Origin of the sequence: Gilliamella sp. wkB7 (genome assembly GCF_001693435.1) — a bacterium.
Lineage (GTDB): Bacteria > Pseudomonadota > Gammaproteobacteria > Enterobacterales > Orbaceae > Gilliamella > Gilliamella apicola_N.
Genome location: NZ_CM004509.1, coordinates 445,599 through 463,643 on the forward strand (window position 1 = coordinate 445,599; position 18,045 = coordinate 463,643).

17 protein-coding genes, 1 pseudogene and 1 riboswitch are annotated in these 18,045 nt (G+C 34.1%); of the genes and pseudogenes, 2 read left to right on the plus strand and 16 right to left on the minus strand.

All coding sequences use genetic code 11. The features are described 5' to 3' along the window. Positions 1-23 precede the first annotated feature (23 nt). From A9G17_RS01920 to eco, 7 genes and pseudogenes are all read right to left on the minus strand, one after another. Positions 24-953 carry an alpha/beta hydrolase gene (locus A9G17_RS01920; protein WP_065737250.1) on the minus strand — a complete coding sequence of 310 codons (930 nt, stop codon included), beginning with the start codon at positions 951-953 and terminating at the stop codon, positions 24-26. A 126-nt stretch (positions 954-1,079) separates the two neighbouring features. Then, positions 1,080-1,724 carry a 3,4-dihydroxy-2-butanone-4-phosphate synthase gene (ribB, locus tag A9G17_RS01925; protein WP_065737251.1) on the minus strand — a complete coding sequence of 215 codons (645 nt, stop codon included), beginning with the start codon at positions 1,722-1,724 and terminating at the stop codon, positions 1,080-1,082. A gap of 223 nt (positions 1,725-1,947) precedes the next feature. Further along, a riboswitch (FMN riboswitch) is annotated at positions 1,948-2,088 on the minus strand. Between the two features lie 113 nt (positions 2,089-2,201). Beyond that, positions 2,202-2,960: an ABC transporter permease subunit gene (locus tag A9G17_RS01930; RefSeq protein ID WP_141677602.1), complete on the minus strand. Its 759-nt coding sequence runs from the start codon at positions 2,958-2,960 to the stop codon at positions 2,202-2,204. Positions 2,961-3,203: 243 nt separating this feature from the next. Then, positions 3,204-4,073: pseudogene (gene potH, locus A9G17_RS01935) on the minus strand (putrescine ABC transporter permease PotH); the annotation flags it as partial. 327 nt (positions 4,074-4,400) lie between these two features. Next, the gene (gene potG / locus A9G17_RS01940) at positions 4,401-5,495 is read right to left on the minus strand and encodes a putrescine ABC transporter ATP-binding subunit PotG (RefSeq protein WP_065739062.1); all 1,095 of its coding nucleotides are present in this window, start codon (positions 5,493-5,495) and stop codon (positions 4,401-4,403) included. A gap of 144 nt (positions 5,496-5,639) precedes the next feature. After that, positions 5,640-6,749 (minus strand): extracellular solute-binding protein, encoded by a 1,110-nt coding sequence (locus tag A9G17_RS01945; protein ID WP_065737252.1) that lies wholly within the window; start codon positions 6,747-6,749, stop codon positions 5,640-5,642. 312 nt (positions 6,750-7,061) lie between these two features. Next, positions 7,062-7,556, minus strand: coding sequence for a serine protease inhibitor ecotin (eco, locus tag A9G17_RS01950; protein ID WP_065737253.1), 495 nt, complete (start codon positions 7,554-7,556; stop codon positions 7,062-7,064). Positions 7,557-7,657: 101 nt separating this feature from the next. Here eco and ydiK point away from each other — a divergent pair, with 101 nt between their 5' ends. Both ydiK and pssA read left to right on the plus strand, forming a co-directional pair. Next, the gene (ydiK, locus tag A9G17_RS01955; RefSeq protein ID WP_065737254.1) at positions 7,658-8,710 is read left to right on the plus strand and encodes an AI-2E family transporter YdiK; all 1,053 of its coding nucleotides are present in this window, start codon (positions 7,658-7,660) and stop codon (positions 8,708-8,710) included. A 141-nt stretch (positions 8,711-8,851) separates the two neighbouring features. Next, positions 8,852-10,207, plus strand: coding sequence for a CDP-diacylglycerol--serine O-phosphatidyltransferase (pssA, locus tag A9G17_RS01960; protein WP_065737255.1), 1,356 nt, complete (start codon positions 8,852-8,854; stop codon positions 10,205-10,207). A gap of 360 nt (positions 10,208-10,567) precedes the next feature. On the opposite strand, the gene A9G17_RS01965 is transcribed toward pssA, so the two are convergent. From A9G17_RS01965 to A9G17_RS02005, 9 genes are all read right to left on the minus strand, one after another. Next, positions 10,568-11,542, minus strand: a complete 975-nt coding sequence (locus A9G17_RS01965; RefSeq protein WP_065737256.1) for a sugar-binding transcriptional regulator — start codon at positions 11,540-11,542, stop codon at positions 10,568-10,570. 23 nt (positions 11,543-11,565) lie between these two features. Next, a complete protein-coding gene (locus A9G17_RS01970) occupies positions 11,566-12,345 on the minus strand; it encodes a triose-phosphate isomerase (protein ID WP_065737257.1) in 780 nt (259 codons plus the stop codon). Positions 12,346-12,555: 210 nt separating this feature from the next. Then, a complete protein-coding gene (locus A9G17_RS01975) occupies positions 12,556-13,668 on the minus strand; it encodes a glycerol dehydrogenase (RefSeq protein ID WP_065737258.1) in 1,113 nt (370 codons plus the stop codon). Between the two features lie 89 nt (positions 13,669-13,757). Then, positions 13,758-14,408, minus strand: coding sequence for a dihydroxyacetone kinase subunit DhaL (dhaL, locus tag A9G17_RS01980; RefSeq protein ID WP_065737259.1), 651 nt, complete (start codon positions 14,406-14,408; stop codon positions 13,758-13,760). An 18-nt stretch (positions 14,409-14,426) separates the two neighbouring features. Then, positions 14,427-15,425 carry a dihydroxyacetone kinase subunit DhaK gene (locus tag A9G17_RS01985; RefSeq protein ID WP_065737260.1) on the minus strand — a complete coding sequence of 333 codons (999 nt, stop codon included), beginning with the start codon at positions 15,423-15,425 and terminating at the stop codon, positions 14,427-14,429. A 42-nt stretch (positions 15,426-15,467) separates the two neighbouring features. Next, entirely contained in the window at positions 15,468-15,812 is a 345-nt protein-coding gene (locus A9G17_RS01990; protein ID WP_065737261.1) for a Lin0368 family putative glycerol transporter subunit, read from the minus strand. Between the two features lie 25 nt (positions 15,813-15,837). Continuing rightward, on the minus strand, positions 15,838-16,311 hold the full coding sequence (locus A9G17_RS01995; protein WP_065737262.1) for a Lin0368 family putative glycerol transporter subunit: 474 nt from the start codon (positions 16,309-16,311) through the stop codon (positions 15,838-15,840). A gap of 15 nt (positions 16,312-16,326) precedes the next feature. After that, complete coding sequence (gene dhaM, locus A9G17_RS02000) at positions 16,327-16,710, minus strand: dihydroxyacetone kinase phosphoryl donor subunit DhaM (RefSeq protein ID WP_065737263.1); 384 nt, start codon at positions 16,708-16,710, stop codon at positions 16,327-16,329. 300 nt (positions 16,711-17,010) lie between these two features. Next, the gene (locus A9G17_RS02005; protein WP_065737264.1) at positions 17,011-17,922 is read right to left on the minus strand and encodes a LysO family transporter; all 912 of its coding nucleotides are present in this window, start codon (positions 17,920-17,922) and stop codon (positions 17,011-17,013) included. Between the last annotated feature and the right edge of the window lie 123 nt (positions 17,923-18,045).

The following is an 18,045-nucleotide window of genomic DNA, read 5'->3' on the forward strand; positions in this document are numbered from 1 at the left end:
ATAACTATTTGCCCAAATACTGGTTAATGAACGTTAAAATTTATTTGAATGCTATCTTGTAATGCTATAATCGCAGCTGTTTTATGGGATTGTTGCGGGTAAACTTTGTAACTTAAATTTAAGTTATGAATCTTAGCTTGTTTTAATTGATCAAATAGATGTTTCGAATTATCCACCATTTTACGATTTTGCCGATGCTTTAATAAGAGATTCTGCTTTTCTTTGGGTAACTTGCTATCAAAAGGAAGTAAAGATTGTTCAGCTCCCCCTACAGAGATAAGTAAATTGACGGGATTAATGAGTGGTGGCTGATTATCTAATAAGTATTTCGATAATACTTTAAACATATATCCATCGCTAAACCACATAGATGGACTCGATACCACATAGGTATTAAAAATCACTGGTTTTGTTAAAAAAATATATAAATTAAATAATCCACCGTATGAATGTCCAAAAATAGCTTGCTGTTTTAAATTAATCTTATAGCGTTTTTCCATTTCAGGTTTAAGTTCTTTTGTTAAAAAATCATAAAACGCATCTGCTCCACCATATTTACCCGATAAATTAATTTGATTATTCGGTAAGGTCTCAAAAACAAAATGATCTGGTTTAGGTAAAAAATCAAAATCACGACGTGTTTGATTAAGATAGTCAATTGCGACAATTATACCTTCTTGAAGAATGCAACGCTCACAAGCTTGGCTTTTAATAATGTCATTTGCTGTTAAAAAATAATTGTCACCATCAAGAAGATAAATAATTGACCAACCACCTTTCGGTGTAGGTTTATTAGGAGTGTAAATAGAAACTTTATAATCACCACTTGCCGTTGAATGAAATATTTCAGTCTGAGCATTAGGAATAACCACGTTGTTTGTAGAAATGGATTTTGATTGGCAACCTGTTATGACCAAAAGCATTATTATATATAACAGAATAAAACGTGGCATAGTTTATCCTAAACAATCATAGCTTGCTGAAACAAAATTAATGAACACATCTAATTTATTCAATAATAAACTTAATAAAATAATGCCACTGCCGAATGGTTAATTCGACAGTTTACATCCTTATGTTTAGACTGAAAAAGTGTTCCGATAAGCAACAATATCTTCAATTGTGACAACGGGTAAATGATGCTGTTTGGCAAATTCGACAACTTGCGGTGCCCTTGCCATCGTTCCATCATCATTAGTTAACTCACAAATTACAGCAGCTGGTTTAAAACCTGCTAATGAAACCAAATCAACTGATGCTTCAGTATGCCCTCGGCGATTCAAAACACCGCCCTCTTTAGCAACTAATGGAAATACATGACCAGGATGGTTTAAGTCACTAGGTTTCGCATTATCAGCAACGGCGGCTTTTACAGTCGTTACTCTATCTGCTGCAGATACTCCAGTAGTAACACCTTTAGCGGCTTCAATTGTAATGGTAAAAGCAGTATGATTTTTACTGGTATTATTGGCGACCATCATAGGCAATTCTAATTTGTCACAAAAAGATTGTGGCATACATAGGCAAACGATACCACTTCCATATCGAATAGTTAGTGCCATTTGTTGAGTTGTAATTGTTTCTGCCGCCCAAATGACATCGCCTTCGTTTTCGCGATCTTCATCATCTAAAACTAATACCCCAGATCCTGCCTTAATTGAAGCAATAGCTTTTTTTACTCGCTCAATTGATGTTCCAAATTCATTTAAATTAAACTGATTCATGGTAGATACCTATCCTGTTTTATTAAGTTAATTATATTTATTCTTAACTAAAATAAACCTAATCCAAACTAATATTTCATCTAATTAATTAAAATAAGTTTACATCTACAATAATTGCCAAAAGCAAAGTTAAATTAGTTAAGTTATAAATATATTAAATACCAGAATCAGGGCAAGTGCTTGACCATAGTGATTTTGCTATAAAGCAAATATAGAAAAGATAAGCCACTCTCTTTCATCCAGACTTTAACTGTCGGCTTTGGAATCTCACCAAATCTGCTTGTCCTCAATAAAATTGAAATTTATTAAGCGCTCGTGGGCTATAACCACCGGTGGGGAATTACACCCCGCCCTGAGAATTTTGTCAGCGAACTGACCGCCAACACTATAATATAAAATAGGAAAAAACACACGGATATTTTATAAGGTTAAAAAAATTGCCGCATCATGCGGCAATCTTTGATATAAATAAGGTAATTAGCTCATACGAATTTCACGTAAATGTCGTTTTTCAGCACGTCGCATCCAAAGCCATGAAATGAAACCAATAATACCCACAATTAACAATATAATCGTTGCTAACGCATTAACTTGTGGATCCACACCTAAACGTACTTTCGAAAATATAAGTTTCGGTAACGTCATTGCACCTGGTCCCGTCACAAAATTCGCGATAACCACATCATCAAGCGATAAAGTAAATGCCAATAACCAACCAGAAACAAGAGCTGGGGCAATCATAGGTAAGGTGATAATGAAAAATACCTTTAATGGATTTGCGCCCAAATCTAATGCGGCTTCTTCAATTGACTTATCCAACTCTCGTAATCTAGCACTAATAACAACGGTCACATATGCAGTACAAAACGTTGCATGAGCCATCCAAATGGTCATTGCTCCTCGTTCCTTAGGCCAACCAAGCACTTGCCCCATTCCAACAAATAGTAATAATAATGCTAGACCAGTTATTACATCAGGCATAACAAGCGGTGCGGTTGTCATAAAAGAGAATAAATTAGAGCCACGGAATCGTTTAAAACGAATAATGGCAAAAGCAGCTAAAGTACCAAGTACTATTGCCAACGAAGCAGCCCCTGCAGCAATACTCAAACTTAATCCTACCGCTTTAAGTAACGCTTGATTATGAACCAATTCAAAATACCATTTGGTCGAAAATTCAGCCCAAACTGTAACAAGTCTTGAACTATTGAACGAATAAACGATTAAAATAATCATAGGGATATATAAAAAGGATAAACATAATAAAATAATTAATCCTTTTAAACATCGAACTAATAGCGATATTGTTACAAGACCAGTCAAAATAAGGCTAAATATCAAACATCCCACATATAAGTTAATACTGCCCAATAAAGCAAAGCCTGATGCCGAAATTAAAATCGACAGCACTAATGAACCTAAAAATGAGGAGATAAAAACAATCAATGCAGATCGCATAATTAATGGTAAATTATTCATTTATTTACCTCCCAATTGTCGGTTCTGAAATTTATTAAAGTAATAAATAGGGACAATTAATATCAATAACATCACGGTTGCAACGGCGGAAGCTGCTGGCCAATCATGATTATTAAAGAATTCAGCCCATAGCTGTGTACCAATCATTAAACTATCCGATGGACCTAACAGTTCAGGTATTACATATTCCCCTACCGCAGGAATAAAGACCAACATTCCACCAGCGATAACCCCATTTTTGGTTAATGGTACAATAATGTTAAAGAAAGTTTTAATTGGCTTACAACCTAAATCTAAAGCTGCTTCAATAAGTGTGGTATCGACTTTGCTTAACGATGTATAAATTGGCAATACAACAAATGGTAGATAAGAATAGACAATACCAATATAAACCGCTAAATAGGTTTTCATAATTATTAAAGGTTGATCAATTACCCCCAACCACATTAAGAAATTATTTAAAAGTCCATTAGGATTTAAAATACCAATCCAAGCATAAACACGAATTAAAAATGAAGTCCAAGAAGGCAAAATAATCAACAATAATAAAATATTTCGACTCGATGGTTTACACTGTGATATAGCCCAAGCTAACGGATAACCAATTAAAATGCATAACAGTGTTGAGATAGCTGCGACTTTTAATGATTGTAAATAAGAATCGATATAGATAGTATCTTCAAATAAATTGAAATAATTACCAAAATTTAAAACAATATTAAGTAGACCATCTTCATAACTCAACAGATCAGTATAAGGAGGTACTGCTATAGCAGCTTCCGAAAAACTGATACGAAAAACAATCAAAAACGGCAATAAAAATAGCAATAGCATCCATAAATAAGGAATCGCTATCACTAATAGACGCCCGTACAATGTCATTAAGTCAGAATCATCTCGTTGTTGACGCATTTTTTTGAATGCAAAATAAATCGCAACTAAACCCAACCCGGCAGGTATATATAAAATACTGCCCGCTATAATTAAACGGTAAGCGAATTTAGAGGGTTTATAATGCACCAAATATGCACCTAAACAAGATAATAGTAGACTTAATACCATAGAGGTAAATAACGCATCTAAAAACAAATTGTCAAATGCATTTGTCGTTACAAAACGTAAATAAACATTGAGTAACACCAATGCATTTAGAAACAAACCACAATAAATGGATCGCATCAATATATCCTCTTGTGTTTATTCAGTAAGTACAACGCAACTATCAATTTCCCAACTGAGGTTAATGACATCGCCCCAAGTTGGCATACCTTTACGATAGCGATGTTCGTTTTGTAGTTGAGCAATAATAATTTGTCCACTTTCCAATTTAACGTGATAAATAGAGAGATCACCTAAATAGGCTATTTCAACCACTTCACCGGTTGCAAAATTGTAGCCTTCTTTTGGTATTTCATCACAAAGTTTAATTTTTTCTGGTCGTAAGGCAACCTGAATTGGAACACCTTCAACAGCAGGTGAATCGTAATCCACTTTTAAAGGTTGTTTAATCATAGGGCAACTGATGATTAAGCCATCTTCTAATGTTTCTTGCAAAATACCGTCAAATACATTAACCGAGCCAATAAATTCAGCACTATAACGACTATTTGGATGTTCATAGATTTCTTCAGGCTCACCAATTTGAACAAATTGTCCTTTATTCATAATTGCAATACGCCCTGCCATTGTCATGGCTTCTTCTTGATCATGAGTAACCATTACACATGTAGCGCCAACCTGCTCTAAAATACTAACGACTTCAAGCTGCATTCGATCACGCAGTTGTTTATCTAATGCCCCCATTGGTTCGTCCAACAGGAGTAATTTAGGTCTTTTCGCTAAACTTCTTGCCAATGCGACACGTTGTCTTTGACCACCTGATAATTGGTGTGGCTTGCGCTTACCAAATTGTTCCATGTGCACAAGTGCTAACATTTCTTCAACACGATGCTTAATTTCACTCTTGTCTAGTCTGTCTTGTTTTAGACCAAAAGCTATATTTTGCTCAACCGTCATGTGAGGAAAAAGAGCATACGATTGAAACATCATATTTATAGGACGATTATAAGGAGGGACTTGTGATAAATCCTTACCATCGAGAATAATTTGTCCAGACGTTGGTTGTTCAAAACCAGCAAGCATCCGCAATAATGTTGATTTACCACTACCCGAAGCACCTAATAAAGCAAAAATTTCTCCGGTATAAATGGTTAAATTTACATCATCAACAGCATAATAATCATCATTGAAAACTTTCGTTAAATTTTTGATCTCCAATAATGGAGTTATCATCTTTTTTTTAGGCTGTACCTGATTTGTTGTTTTATCGTTCACGCTTTTTTCCTCATAACAACAAGCCATAAAAAACGAGACGGAAAGATTATTGAATCTCCCCGTCTAGAATAAATAAGTCAATTATTTGACTTTTTCAAACGGTTATTTGCCCGTTTTAAGTTTTGTCCATGTGCGAGTGATCACACGTTCAAGTTTTGGCTCTTTCACTGTTAAAGTGAATAGCTTTTCCATTACTTCCGGTCTTGGATAAACCGCAGGATCGTTTTTCACTTCTGGTTTAACAAACTGATCGTTTGCAACTTTATTCGCACTTGCAAAGTTAACATCATTAGTCACTTGTGCAGCAATTTCTGGTTTCAGAATGAAGTTTAATAACTCATAAGCTTCATCAGGATTTGCAGAATCTTTTGGAATAGCAAATGTATCAAAGAAAACTAACGCGCCTTCTTTCGGGATTTGATAACCAATGTGCACACCATTTTTTGCTTCATTAGCTCTATCACGAGCTTGTAAAATGTCTCCAGACCATCCTAAAATCACACAAATATCACCATTTGCTAAATCAGTAACATATTGAGATGAATGGAAATAACGGATATATGGTCTGACTTTCGACAACAATTCATAAGTTGCACCAGTATAATCTTTTGCATCTGTACTGTTTGGATCTTTGCCTAAATATTTCAGAGCACTTGAAAAGATTTCAGTTGGAGCATCTAAAAATGCCACACCACAATCTTTAAGTTTTTCCATATTTTCAGGGTTAAAAACTAAATCCCAACTATCAACAGGAGCATTATCTCCTAGACGTTCTTTAACTTTATCAATGTTATAACCGATACCTGTAGTCATCCATACATAAGGGATCGCATACTTGTTATCTGGATCATGGTTAGCCATTAATTTCATTAAATTTGGATCAAGATTTTTCCAATTTGGCAATTTACTTTTATCTAATGGTAGATAAATATCAGCTTTAATTTGTCTTTCTAAAAAACTGTCCGATGGTGAAACGACATCGAAACCAGAATGACCAGCCATTAGCTTACCTTCAAGAGCCTCATTAGAGTCATACACATCATAAACAAGTTTGATTCCAGTCGATTTTTCGAAATCGCTGATAGTGCTATTACCAATTTGACCTGCCCAATTATAAAAATGCACAACGCGATCTTTAGCTATAGCAGATTGAGATAATGCTAGTGAAACACCAGCTATGATTGAAAGAATTGTTTTACGTTGAGTAAACATGCTCACCACTTCTCCTCTAGTTAGGGATATTACATGTTAGACACAAGCCCATTGTGAAAAAACAACGGACCCCCAAATTTTGCCATTATTCGTTATTGAATGATATGGCGAAACCGAGATAATCAGGCAATCACAAGTCATTAAAAAAGCTAATGAACATGTAGAGCTAACCTTGTATTACGAGGGATAAAATACATTTTTTTTTTGAGATGTCTACTTAAAAAATCAAATATCTTAAGTTTCAGGATTGAGTGATTATATTTTAATCAAACAATCCTTATTTCACCGATAATTAACAGTTAAATTTCTTTTTTATTCAGCGCTCGCTTGAAGTAATTTAGAGTTTGTTTGCCAAACACGATATTTAACTGTTAAATCATTTGGTACATAAAACACAATTGGTAAACGACTATTATAATCTAATAATCCTAAATTATGATTCATAGTAACAAATTGATTTTTATTAGTACCAGTAGGGCAAGCCATAAGTGTTGAAATATCATTATTTGCTTTATCAACAACATAATAGTTGTAACCCCATCCTTTTAATTCTTCTTGCTTAACGAGACCACCTAAACTGCGTGTATTACAATCAGCATTCATCTCTTTGCCAATTAAAATTTCAACTCGCGCTTTATTTTCATCAGCTAATGAAGGAAGGTGAATTGCATAGCGAGTATAGCCAACCATAGCATCCGGATATGGTGCGGTATCATTCGCATTTTGAACTGAATTGGTGAGTTTTGGAGTTGTAGAACATGCAGGTAACACTACACTCATTAACACCAATAACAATAATTTTCTCATTTTTGTTTCTCCATCAAAGATTTATCATTTACACTAACATATGATTTTTTAATGATAGTGCGTATAATAACACTATTTAGATTAATAAAAATGGTGCACAAATGCCAGCAGAAAAAAATACCTATGATTTATTGAAGTTAATTTTAAACTTATTACTGATAGGATTACTAATCATTATTACCTATCGTGTTGTTGAAGCTTTCTTATTTGGTTTTTTTTGGGCTGTTATGGTAGTTATAGCGACATGGCCATTAATGATAAAAATCCAGAAAAAAATGTTTAATAAACGCTGGTTATCGTTAACAATAATGGCATTAATTTTAGCACTTGTCTGTATTATTCCATTTCTTTTAATTATCAGCAGTGTTGCACAAAATGGTCACCATCTCATTGAATGGGCCAAATCTTTATCACATCATGAATTACCTACATTTGATTGGCTGGAAAGTATCCCGACTTTCGGACCAGAACTTCATCAAAATTGGCTAAATATCATTAAAACGGATGGTTCTGACCTGATCTCCAGTATTCAACCTTACATTGGAACGCTAATAGGTTGGTTGTTATCACAAGTAACCAACATCAGTATATTCATCTTTCATGCTGGTGTCATGATCATTTTCAGTTTATTACTTTACCTTAAAGGTGAAATGATTACCAAATACGTTTATTTATTTGCTAATCGTTTATCTAAACAATATGGTGCCATTACCGTAACACTAGCAGGACAATCAATTCGTGCAGTAGCACTTGGCGTGGTAGTAACGGCAATCACTCTAGCCCTAATTGGTGGAATCAGTTTTATTATAACAAAAATGCCACTAGCTGGCGTTTTAACACTGGTGTTATTTATCTGCTGTGTTGCACAAATCGGCCCTGTCATTGTCATGCTCGGTTGTATCATTTGGCAATTTTGGAATGGCCATACTCTTTCAGGAATTATATTAATTGTTGTAGCAATTATTTTAACCACTCTTGATAGTGTAATGCGTGCATATTTAATAAAAAAAGGGGCTGATTTACCATTTTTACTGATTTTATTTGGGGTAATCGGTGGTTTACTCAGCTTTGGTTTAATGGGATTATTTATTGGTCCAGTGGTATTGGCATTGACGTATAAAATCATTCAAACATGGATTAATGAACAATCTTAAAAAAATAATATTTATGTACTAAATTAAATAAGAAAAATTATATAAACAATATTGGCTCAGGCCTATGATATAAGGAGTGTTATTTTCTGGCTTAAAGTGTGTTATTCTACAATTTGAACCAGTCACAATAATATATGAATCATGAGAATACCTTTTATTAAATATAATCACCAAAAGCATCTTAATGAATTAGCAAAAATCCAGCAAAATGCAGATCAATATAGTATTTTGTATAACCCTAAAGCATATAGGCAAGCTTTACTTGAAAAAATCAAAAATGCCCAATTTCGAATTTATATTGTTGCACTCTATTTAGAACAAGACGAAGCTGGACAAGAAATACTTAATGCTCTTTACCAAGCAAAAATAATCAATCCTAATTTAGATATTAAAGTCTTTGTAGATTGGCATCGTGCACAACGTGGTCGAATTGGAGAAGATAAAACGCACACCAATGCGCGTTTTTATCACCAAATGAAATTGCTGCATCCTGATGTCGATGTTCCGGTATATGGTGTTCCAATTAATCGTCGTGAAGTACTTGGGGTTTTACATCTTAAAGGATTTATTATTGATGATACAGTTATTTACAGTGGTGCTAGCCTGAATAACGTATACCTGCATAAACTCGATCATTATCGTTATGACAGATATCATCTTATTACCAATAAATTACTTGCACAAAGCATGATTGATTATATCGATAATAACTTTTTACCTTCTGACGCTTTGCAACGTTTAGATGTTTCAGAACATAAATCACGCAAGCAAATTAAAGGCGAAATTAAAGTATTACGTCAACATCTTTCTGAAACGAATTATCAATATACCAATAATGCAAATAATAATGAATTATCCGTATCACCGATTGCAGGCTTAGGTCGAAATAATTCATTAAATAAAACCATTCACCATTTAATTAATTCAGCACAACAAAAAGTGACTTTATGCACGCCCTATTTTAATCTGCCAAATATCTTAGTTCGTGACATTATTCGTTTGCTTAGAAAGGGCAAACAAGTTGAAATTATTATTGGTGATAAAGAAGCGAATGACTTTTATATTCCTGAAGACAAACCATTCAATATTTCCGGCGGTTTACCTTATTTGTATGAAATTTATTTAAGAAACTTTATTGAACGATTGCAGTCATATGTTGATAAGGAACAGTTAATTATCAGATTATGGAAAGATAATGATCAGACCTATCATTTAAAAGGGGTTTGGGTTGACAATGAATGGATGTTAATTACCGGTAACAATCTTAATCCAAGAGCATGGCGTTTAGACCTTGAAAATGGTATTTTGATTCATGATCCTAAACAAGAATTACAGGAACAAATCATCCATGAGCTTGATACAATACGCCAAAAAACGACATTAATTACACATTTTCAACAGATTCAAGCGAGTCAATTTTATCCGAAGCGCGTTCATAAATTAATAAAAAGATTGAGCCGAATCCGCGTAGATAAAGTGATCAAGCGTTTGTTATAACTCTTTAAAATAAATAAATTAGTATAATTGATTTATATAAGTTAGACTTGAAATCATTATATTAGTGTTAAAATAAAATGCTCTAATACATTTATCCATGTATTAGAGCAATGTTTTAATCAATCATCCATAAAAATGAATACACCAATCAATCCTACTTAAATTAGATACAAGATCTATAAAATTATTATTTGCTAATGATCAGTTGTTAATGACAACATGAATTTTTATTAACTTATTTTTCTTTGTTAATTTAACAAACGTTCATCGTTTTAATAACCTATTTATTATTGAATATTTAGGATGTTTCACTTTTTTATACTAAAACGTATAGTTAACCTCAAACTTTTTTACAGCCAATTATTTAATCTGATTTTGTTGTAAATTGAGTACCGTTCGAGCATTTGATGCGCTGGTTGCAATAATGTCTATAACACCAGAGCGAAGCGCGCCTAAAATCGCTGTTGCTTTAGTATTTTCAGAAGCTATGGCAATAACACACGGGATATTACGGAGTTCATCTATGCTAAGACCAATTACTCGATCATTCATAGCCGTATCAACGGGATCCCCATTGATATCAAAAAAACCATAACCCGCAATATCGCCTACCACACCTTGCTTCAAAGTTGCATGAGTTATCTCTTGGGGAGTAAACCACCCCAATTGCACCATGTAACTATTTTCGTTCATATCACCAATACCGACTAACGCAATATCTGCTTTGGCTGCTCGTTCTAATGTATCTTTGATGACTCTATTTTGAATAAAAGCTTCTTTAAGCTCTCGATTTTCAACATAGGCTGGCGCATAAAGCGTTTCACTGCTCGCATTAAATTTTCTAGCTAAACTTCGGCTAATATGATCGGCATCAATAATTTCTCCAACTCTTTGGGTACCACCAATTCCGCAAATAAATTTACACTGTTTTTCAGGAAAAACACCCACATGACTTGCAATCGCGGCAACATTACGACCTTGTCCAACCGCCACTGTCACACCTTTTTTTAAAACACTCGATAAATAATTAGTCACAAGTGCGGCTACTTGTCTGCGTTGTTCATCCTCATCTTGATGATCTAAAGCAATTAGCGCTCGTTTTATACCAAAACTATTAATAAATTGTTGTTCGATTCTTGAACTAAATATTGGATGATATTTAACATTAATTTCTACAATTCCTTCAGATCTTGCTTTTTTAAGTAACCGACCGACTTTAATGCGAGAAATACCAAATCGCTTGGCAATCTCTTCTTGAGTCTGCTCATACTCATAGTAAGCGACAGCAATTTCGGTAAGTAGCTCTGTTTCTTGCTTATCTTCAAATATATCCATTATTTTAGCCTTTTGTCATAACATTAATTTTGCTGATTAATTGCTGATAATATATTACAAAAACCTGTAGCTTGCCATGCACTACGACCAATAAATAAGCCATCAATATCTGGTTGAGCGATTAATGAAGTTGAATTTTCAAGATTTACGCTGCCTCCATATAAAAGTATCATTTGATTGGCGATCTGTTGACCATAGAGTTCAACTAAAGCTGTTCGCAGCTGATGATGAATATATTGAGCCTCTTCTGGAGTTGCAGCAATACCATTTTCACCTATCGCCCATATTGGTTCATAAGCTATAATCACTTGGGTCGCGTGCTGTTTATCAATCTCAAATAAGGCTATTTTCATTTGTTTAATCACTGTTTCAGCTGATACACCTAAAGACTTTTCTTCATGACTATCACCAATACAAACTAAAGGTGTTAATCCATGTTTCAAAGCAGCTTTCACTTTTTTATTAATGGTTATATCATTTTCACCAAAATTAGCTCGACGTTCAGAATGCCCTATTTCAACAATTTTTGCTCCTGTATCTTTGACCATGATAGGCGATATTTCACCGGTAAAAGCGCCCGAATCTTCAAAGTGCATATTTTGGGCACCAGTTAAACAATTAATTTTATTATTTAGTAGATAATCTGAAACTTCACGAACACAAGTAAATGGAGGAATAACAAAAGGTTGGATTTTAGGTTTTAAGTTTTCTGGGTAAAAAGTTCGAAATTGTTCACAAAATAATAACGCTTCTGCAAGCGTTTTATTCATTTTCCAACTGGTGCCTATGTATATTTTTTTCATAACTCATCCTTTAAATAGTTACATAATTTTCAGGCAAAAGTGTTAGCCAATTTAAATATGAATAAATGAGTGTAATAACATAGAGATAAAAATAGTTTCACTTATCATTGATTTAATAAACTAACTTGCCTAGAACAATTTAAAAAGGTTATATAAAAACACTTCATTCTCGAATTTTTTAAATTTCAAGAATAAAGTGTTATTCTAATCTTATTTAATGCCTAAACGTTTTTTATAACTTTTAACATGATAATCGGTCGCTTTAATAGCTTGAATAACATCATCAGCGGTAACTTCAAAAGGCATACTGTGAATTGTTTCAACCGGATCAATTGCTTTTTTCCCAATTAGTTGAAATTCCTCTTCGCTAATTTTATCTAAATGCACCTCTTCCAATGTAATTGGTAAACCTAACTTAATATATAAATCAATATATCGTTCAAGTTCATCAATTGGACGGCCTTCTAAAACAAGTTGAGCAATGGTTCCATAAGCTACTTTTTCACCATGGGTTAAATGATGTACATCACCGGGTACCGCAGTAAAGCCATTATGGATAGCATGGGCAGCACCTAATCCTCCATTTTCAAATCCTAAGCCACTTAACAAAGTATTCGCTTCAACGACAGCTTCTAACGCTGGGGTTACTAATTTTTGTTCATTAGCTTCAACAGCTAATAATGCATATTTAAAAATCGTCTTTTCGCATTCCCTTGCAATAGCTTCTCCTGCAATAGTAGCAATCCCACCAGCATCAGTTTTATGACAAATGCGAATAGAGGTTCTTGCTTCAACCCAAGTTGCTAAACCATCAGCAATCCCCGATTTTAATGATCTTACAGGAGCATGAGCAATGACTCTTGTATCGACTAATACTAAATCTGGATTTTTATAATGGTGCCATAAGAAATCAAAAACACCTTCTTGAGTGTACACAACTGAAACTTTAGCGGTAGGCGCGTCTGTCGATGCGGTCGTCGGTACACATATTTTTGGTATGTTATATTTAGCTGCTAGAGCCTTGGCTGTATCTAAAGTTTTACCACCACCCACACCAATAATTGCATCAAACTTTTGAGATTTATACTCTTCAAGTAATCGATTAATTTCAACCATTGAACATTCACCATTAAAAACGGCTTTTGTAATGTTTAAATCGGATTTTTGTAATGAATCTGCAAGTAAATTGGCGGCAATATTCCAAATATTTTTATCGGCTAAAATTAAAAAATTTGAACCAAAAGGTTTGATATAAGCATCTGCTCGTGTAAGTAGATCTTTCCCTTGTACATATCTGTTAGGACTGACAAAAACCTTATCCATATTATTACCCTCATAGAAATACATCGCTAACCAATTAATTATCATTAAATTAAATTAAATTAAATAATAATTAATTTACTACTCTAGAATTACTTCTCTAGTTTTAATTGTTTTAAAAATTCATTCATAATCATCCAAGCTGATTCAGAACCTGCATCCCTATGACCAATTGCCCTTTCACCTAATCGCATTGATCGACCTTTTTTTGCAATTAAATTAATGGTATTGTCTGAGCCTTTTTTCATTTCACTTACACATGTTTCCAATGTCTTAATCGGATCATCCTCTTCTTGATAATGTTTCAATACATTAAGACCCGGTATGAGAGCATCAATCATGGTTTTATCATTGAGTTCGGCTTTTCCACGGAATTGTACCGCCTCTACCCCATCTTGGTACATTTGGCAAAATTCTTTGAAAGTTACCGATTGTTTTCCAACTGTATGATTAGCCATTTTCATAAAAAAACTACCATATAAAGGGCCTGATGCACCCCCAACTTTACTCAATAAAATCATGCCAACTTTTTTCATCAACTCTGCAATATCCGCCGTTGTATCGGATAATATATCCAGTTGCTTTGAAACTTCACGAAAGCCAATGGTAAGATTGATACCGTGATCACCATCACCAATATCAGAATCTAATTGACTTAAATGATCGCGATTTTGCTCTGCCATATCAGCAATTTTTTTGAATGTCTCAATAAAATAAGTTTTGTTTAGTTCCAAAGCGCTCATTTTTTCTCTCCTTGATGATTAATAGGCAATCTTGAAATAAGGTGTATCACAAGGATGACTTAATAAACCTTTCAACTCATCATCAAGTTTGATCATAGAAATAGACATGCCTACCATATCCATTGAAGTGACATAATTACCAACAAGCGGTTGATAAATCTTGATCCCCTTTTGTTCAAGTAATTTATGTGTTTTTCGATAACAGATATATTGATCCATTAAAGCTAAACCACCTAATCCATTTATCAGTAATTGAACTTCGTCACCAGCTTGTAGTTTTGATTCTTGTAAAAGATGATCGACTAATTGGCTCACCACAATATCGGCTTTTGCTAATTTAGTTCTTTCTATACCAGGTTCACCATGAATACCCATGCCAACTTCCATATCACCATCTTGCATATCAAAAATGACTTCACCTGTCACTGGCAAGGTAGACGAAGATAATGCGACCCCCATAGAATAAGTATTCGCATTGGCTTTTTCAGCTAGCGACTTAACTTTATCTAAGTCATAACCTTTCGCTGCTGCGCTGGCTGCAATTTTGAAAACAAACACATCGCCAGCCACACCTCGCCGATCAGCAACATTTTGTGATGAATAGATATCGTCAGTCACGGTAACCGTTTCAACACGGATCCCCTCTTCAGCAGCTAATTCTGCCCCCATATCAAAATTCATTACATCACCAGCGTAATTTCCATATACAAAAAGGCATCCCTTGCCACAATCAACAGCCTTTACCGCTTCATAACAATATTCAGGAGAAGGGGAAGTATTTACATTCCCCACCGCAGCTGCATCTGCAAAATCTTTACCAACATATCCTAAAAATGCCGGTTCATGTCCAGAACCACCTCCAATAATTATTCTTACTCTTGGTTCAGTACTAATATGTTTACTTACCACAACTCGATCACAATTTTGTTTAAGTTCAACATAACTGCTGTGTGCCAAGCAGTATCCTTCTAACATCTCTTCAACAACATCATAACCATCATTAATCAATCTTTTCATATTGTTACCTCTCCATCCTTCCAACATCTACTGTATCACTAATCAAACTAGGAAAAGTGATAATATATATCCACCGACAATACCTGCACTTATCGCTGCCATAACATTTTTTACAGATTTGAGTTTGCTACCACCCGTTAAAGCCGAAGCTACCCACACACCGACCCCTGCTGCTAACCCTTGGTCGACCCATGCCGAACCACTTTGGGTGATCATGGGTGTTGTTATGCCGTGATTAATGCACCATACAGTACCAACAATGAAAGCAGCGGCCATCCATCCACCAATAGGACCCCAATTATCGACCATCCGTCCCCATGCCATCCTTATCACAAATGGGAAAATAAACGCCCCAATTAAAGTGGCTATCGCGAGTTTTATAGACATAATTATTCACTCCAGAATTCAGTATTTATCTCTTTTTTTGAAAAACTTTGATTTGTTTGCTACGTAAAATCTTCTCTTTTGTCTCTTTTAATTTTTCAAAATCAGAACGCCTCAAACCTGGCTCTCTTGGATTTTCATTGATAAAGTCTTTTTTCTTTGCCATATCCTTTTCAATGTAAGCTGCTGTAATACCACCTAAAGTCGCACCACATATAACTAACAATATAGTGGGTAATGAAGCAACAAAAGCGCTACCACCTTGGATAAAGGTGTCTCGCATAATGCCACACACGGCAATTGCCAATCCCATGTCAACAAAAGCTGCATCATCTTCATTACCTGTTAAATTGATATAATGATTCATATACCACATTGGTCCGATAATCATAATTGCAGCCAAATATCCGCCAAAGATGCCGTAAGCGCCTAATTGAGACCAAACCGCCATAACGATCATTCCTGCGATACAATAACCAACAAAACTTCGAAAAAATTTCATCTCAATTATCTCTTATTAAATATTTTGTAATTCAGCTAAAATACCTTCAATATCGTCATCAACCATAGCTTGAATTGATGCAACAAAAGCACCTTCGACTAAAGGTGCATCAACTAATGTCACTTTGTTTTTTAATGGTTCGTCTTCTATAAGGTCAATGGCTGTTTCAGCACTCAAAATGGCACTACCAATATCAGCAAAGATTAGAATATTACGATGATCAGAAGATTGTTTGATGATGTTATAAATTGCGAGAGGATCTGTTCCCATTCGACCATCTTCCGTTCCTCCTGCTGAAAAAATTTTTACATCACCCGTTGAATCCACCATATCTTCTATCATTTCTTTAAGTCCATCAGTGATTTTTTTACTGTGTGACACTAATACGATACTAACCATGAAACCTCCGAACAAATGATTAATAGCTAATCTTTTGTTCGATTATATAGAGTAAAAAAATAGAGAAAATTATTTTTTAATAAATTTGTGACTAAGATCTAAATATTAAAATGATGAGAATTTATGGCTAAATGAATGACTATCATTAGTAATTATTGAATTAAAGATAGGATAAATGACTTAAATTTCTTAATAGTGGATAATAAGAGCAGAGTAATAAGTTATTAAATGCATGATCATAAGTTTAAGATTAAAACAAAAGTAAAAAGTTAAATTTTAATAATGAGTTATTACTCATTATTAAAAAAAGAAGCCATAATTAAATAACGTCATAAATATTGGCATAATTAAGGTTAATAAAAATCCTTGAACAATTGCAGAAGGAACAATCATTATACCTGCGCCTTTTTGTAGCATCGGTAAGGTAAAATCCATAGAGGTGGCACCACATAAACCCAATGCAGTAAGTTTATAACGTTTTATTAAACTCGGAATTAAAATGATGGCGCATAATTCTCGTAAAATATCGTTTAAAAAGGTGGCACTACCAATAATTGCACCATGCGCTTCTGTCATTAAGAGTCCAGAAAGTGAATACCAGCCAAACCCAGATGACATAGCTAATCCGACCCGAATTGGCTGATTGAATATCAATGCCGCTAAAATACCGCCTAAAAAAGTACTAATTATTACAATTATTGTGGTAGCAATACCAACTTTACTAAGTAAGATTTGCTTTAATGAGATATTATTACTCCGTAACTGAATACCGACCAATAAGAGTAAAAAGATCAAAACAATCTTAGTAATGTCTTCATTGTAATGCCAGATAAAAAGAGGAATTAGGCCAGCAATAAAACCTAGAATCAAAGCAATACAAACCCGTAATGATTCTAAAATCATTTTAAAACGTGAACCAATATCATGTTTAGTATGAGTGGTTTGCCAAGGTAGGAAAATATCAAATAACATTAAAAAGATAAAATTACCACCAAAAGTACATATAAATAAAATACCAGCATAAAATAAGATAGTTTGTAAATTATCTTTGAGATTATCAAGGTGAGCTAATTCGGAACCCATTAGAAATAGAATAAAATAAACCATCCAGCTAAGGGTTTTGTTAATTTTGGTTATCCATTGTTGGTTTTTAAAAGTGATTAAATATCCCAAACACAATGGCACAAATGCAATAAGAAGACCAAAATACATTTTTTATTCCCTGACTATTTAGTTTTAATTATTATCTTACTTATATGAAGCTTTCGATAAATCGACAATTGGGCTAAGTAGACTAGCATAATTATGCAGGATAAGTCGATTTTACGTGTCGCT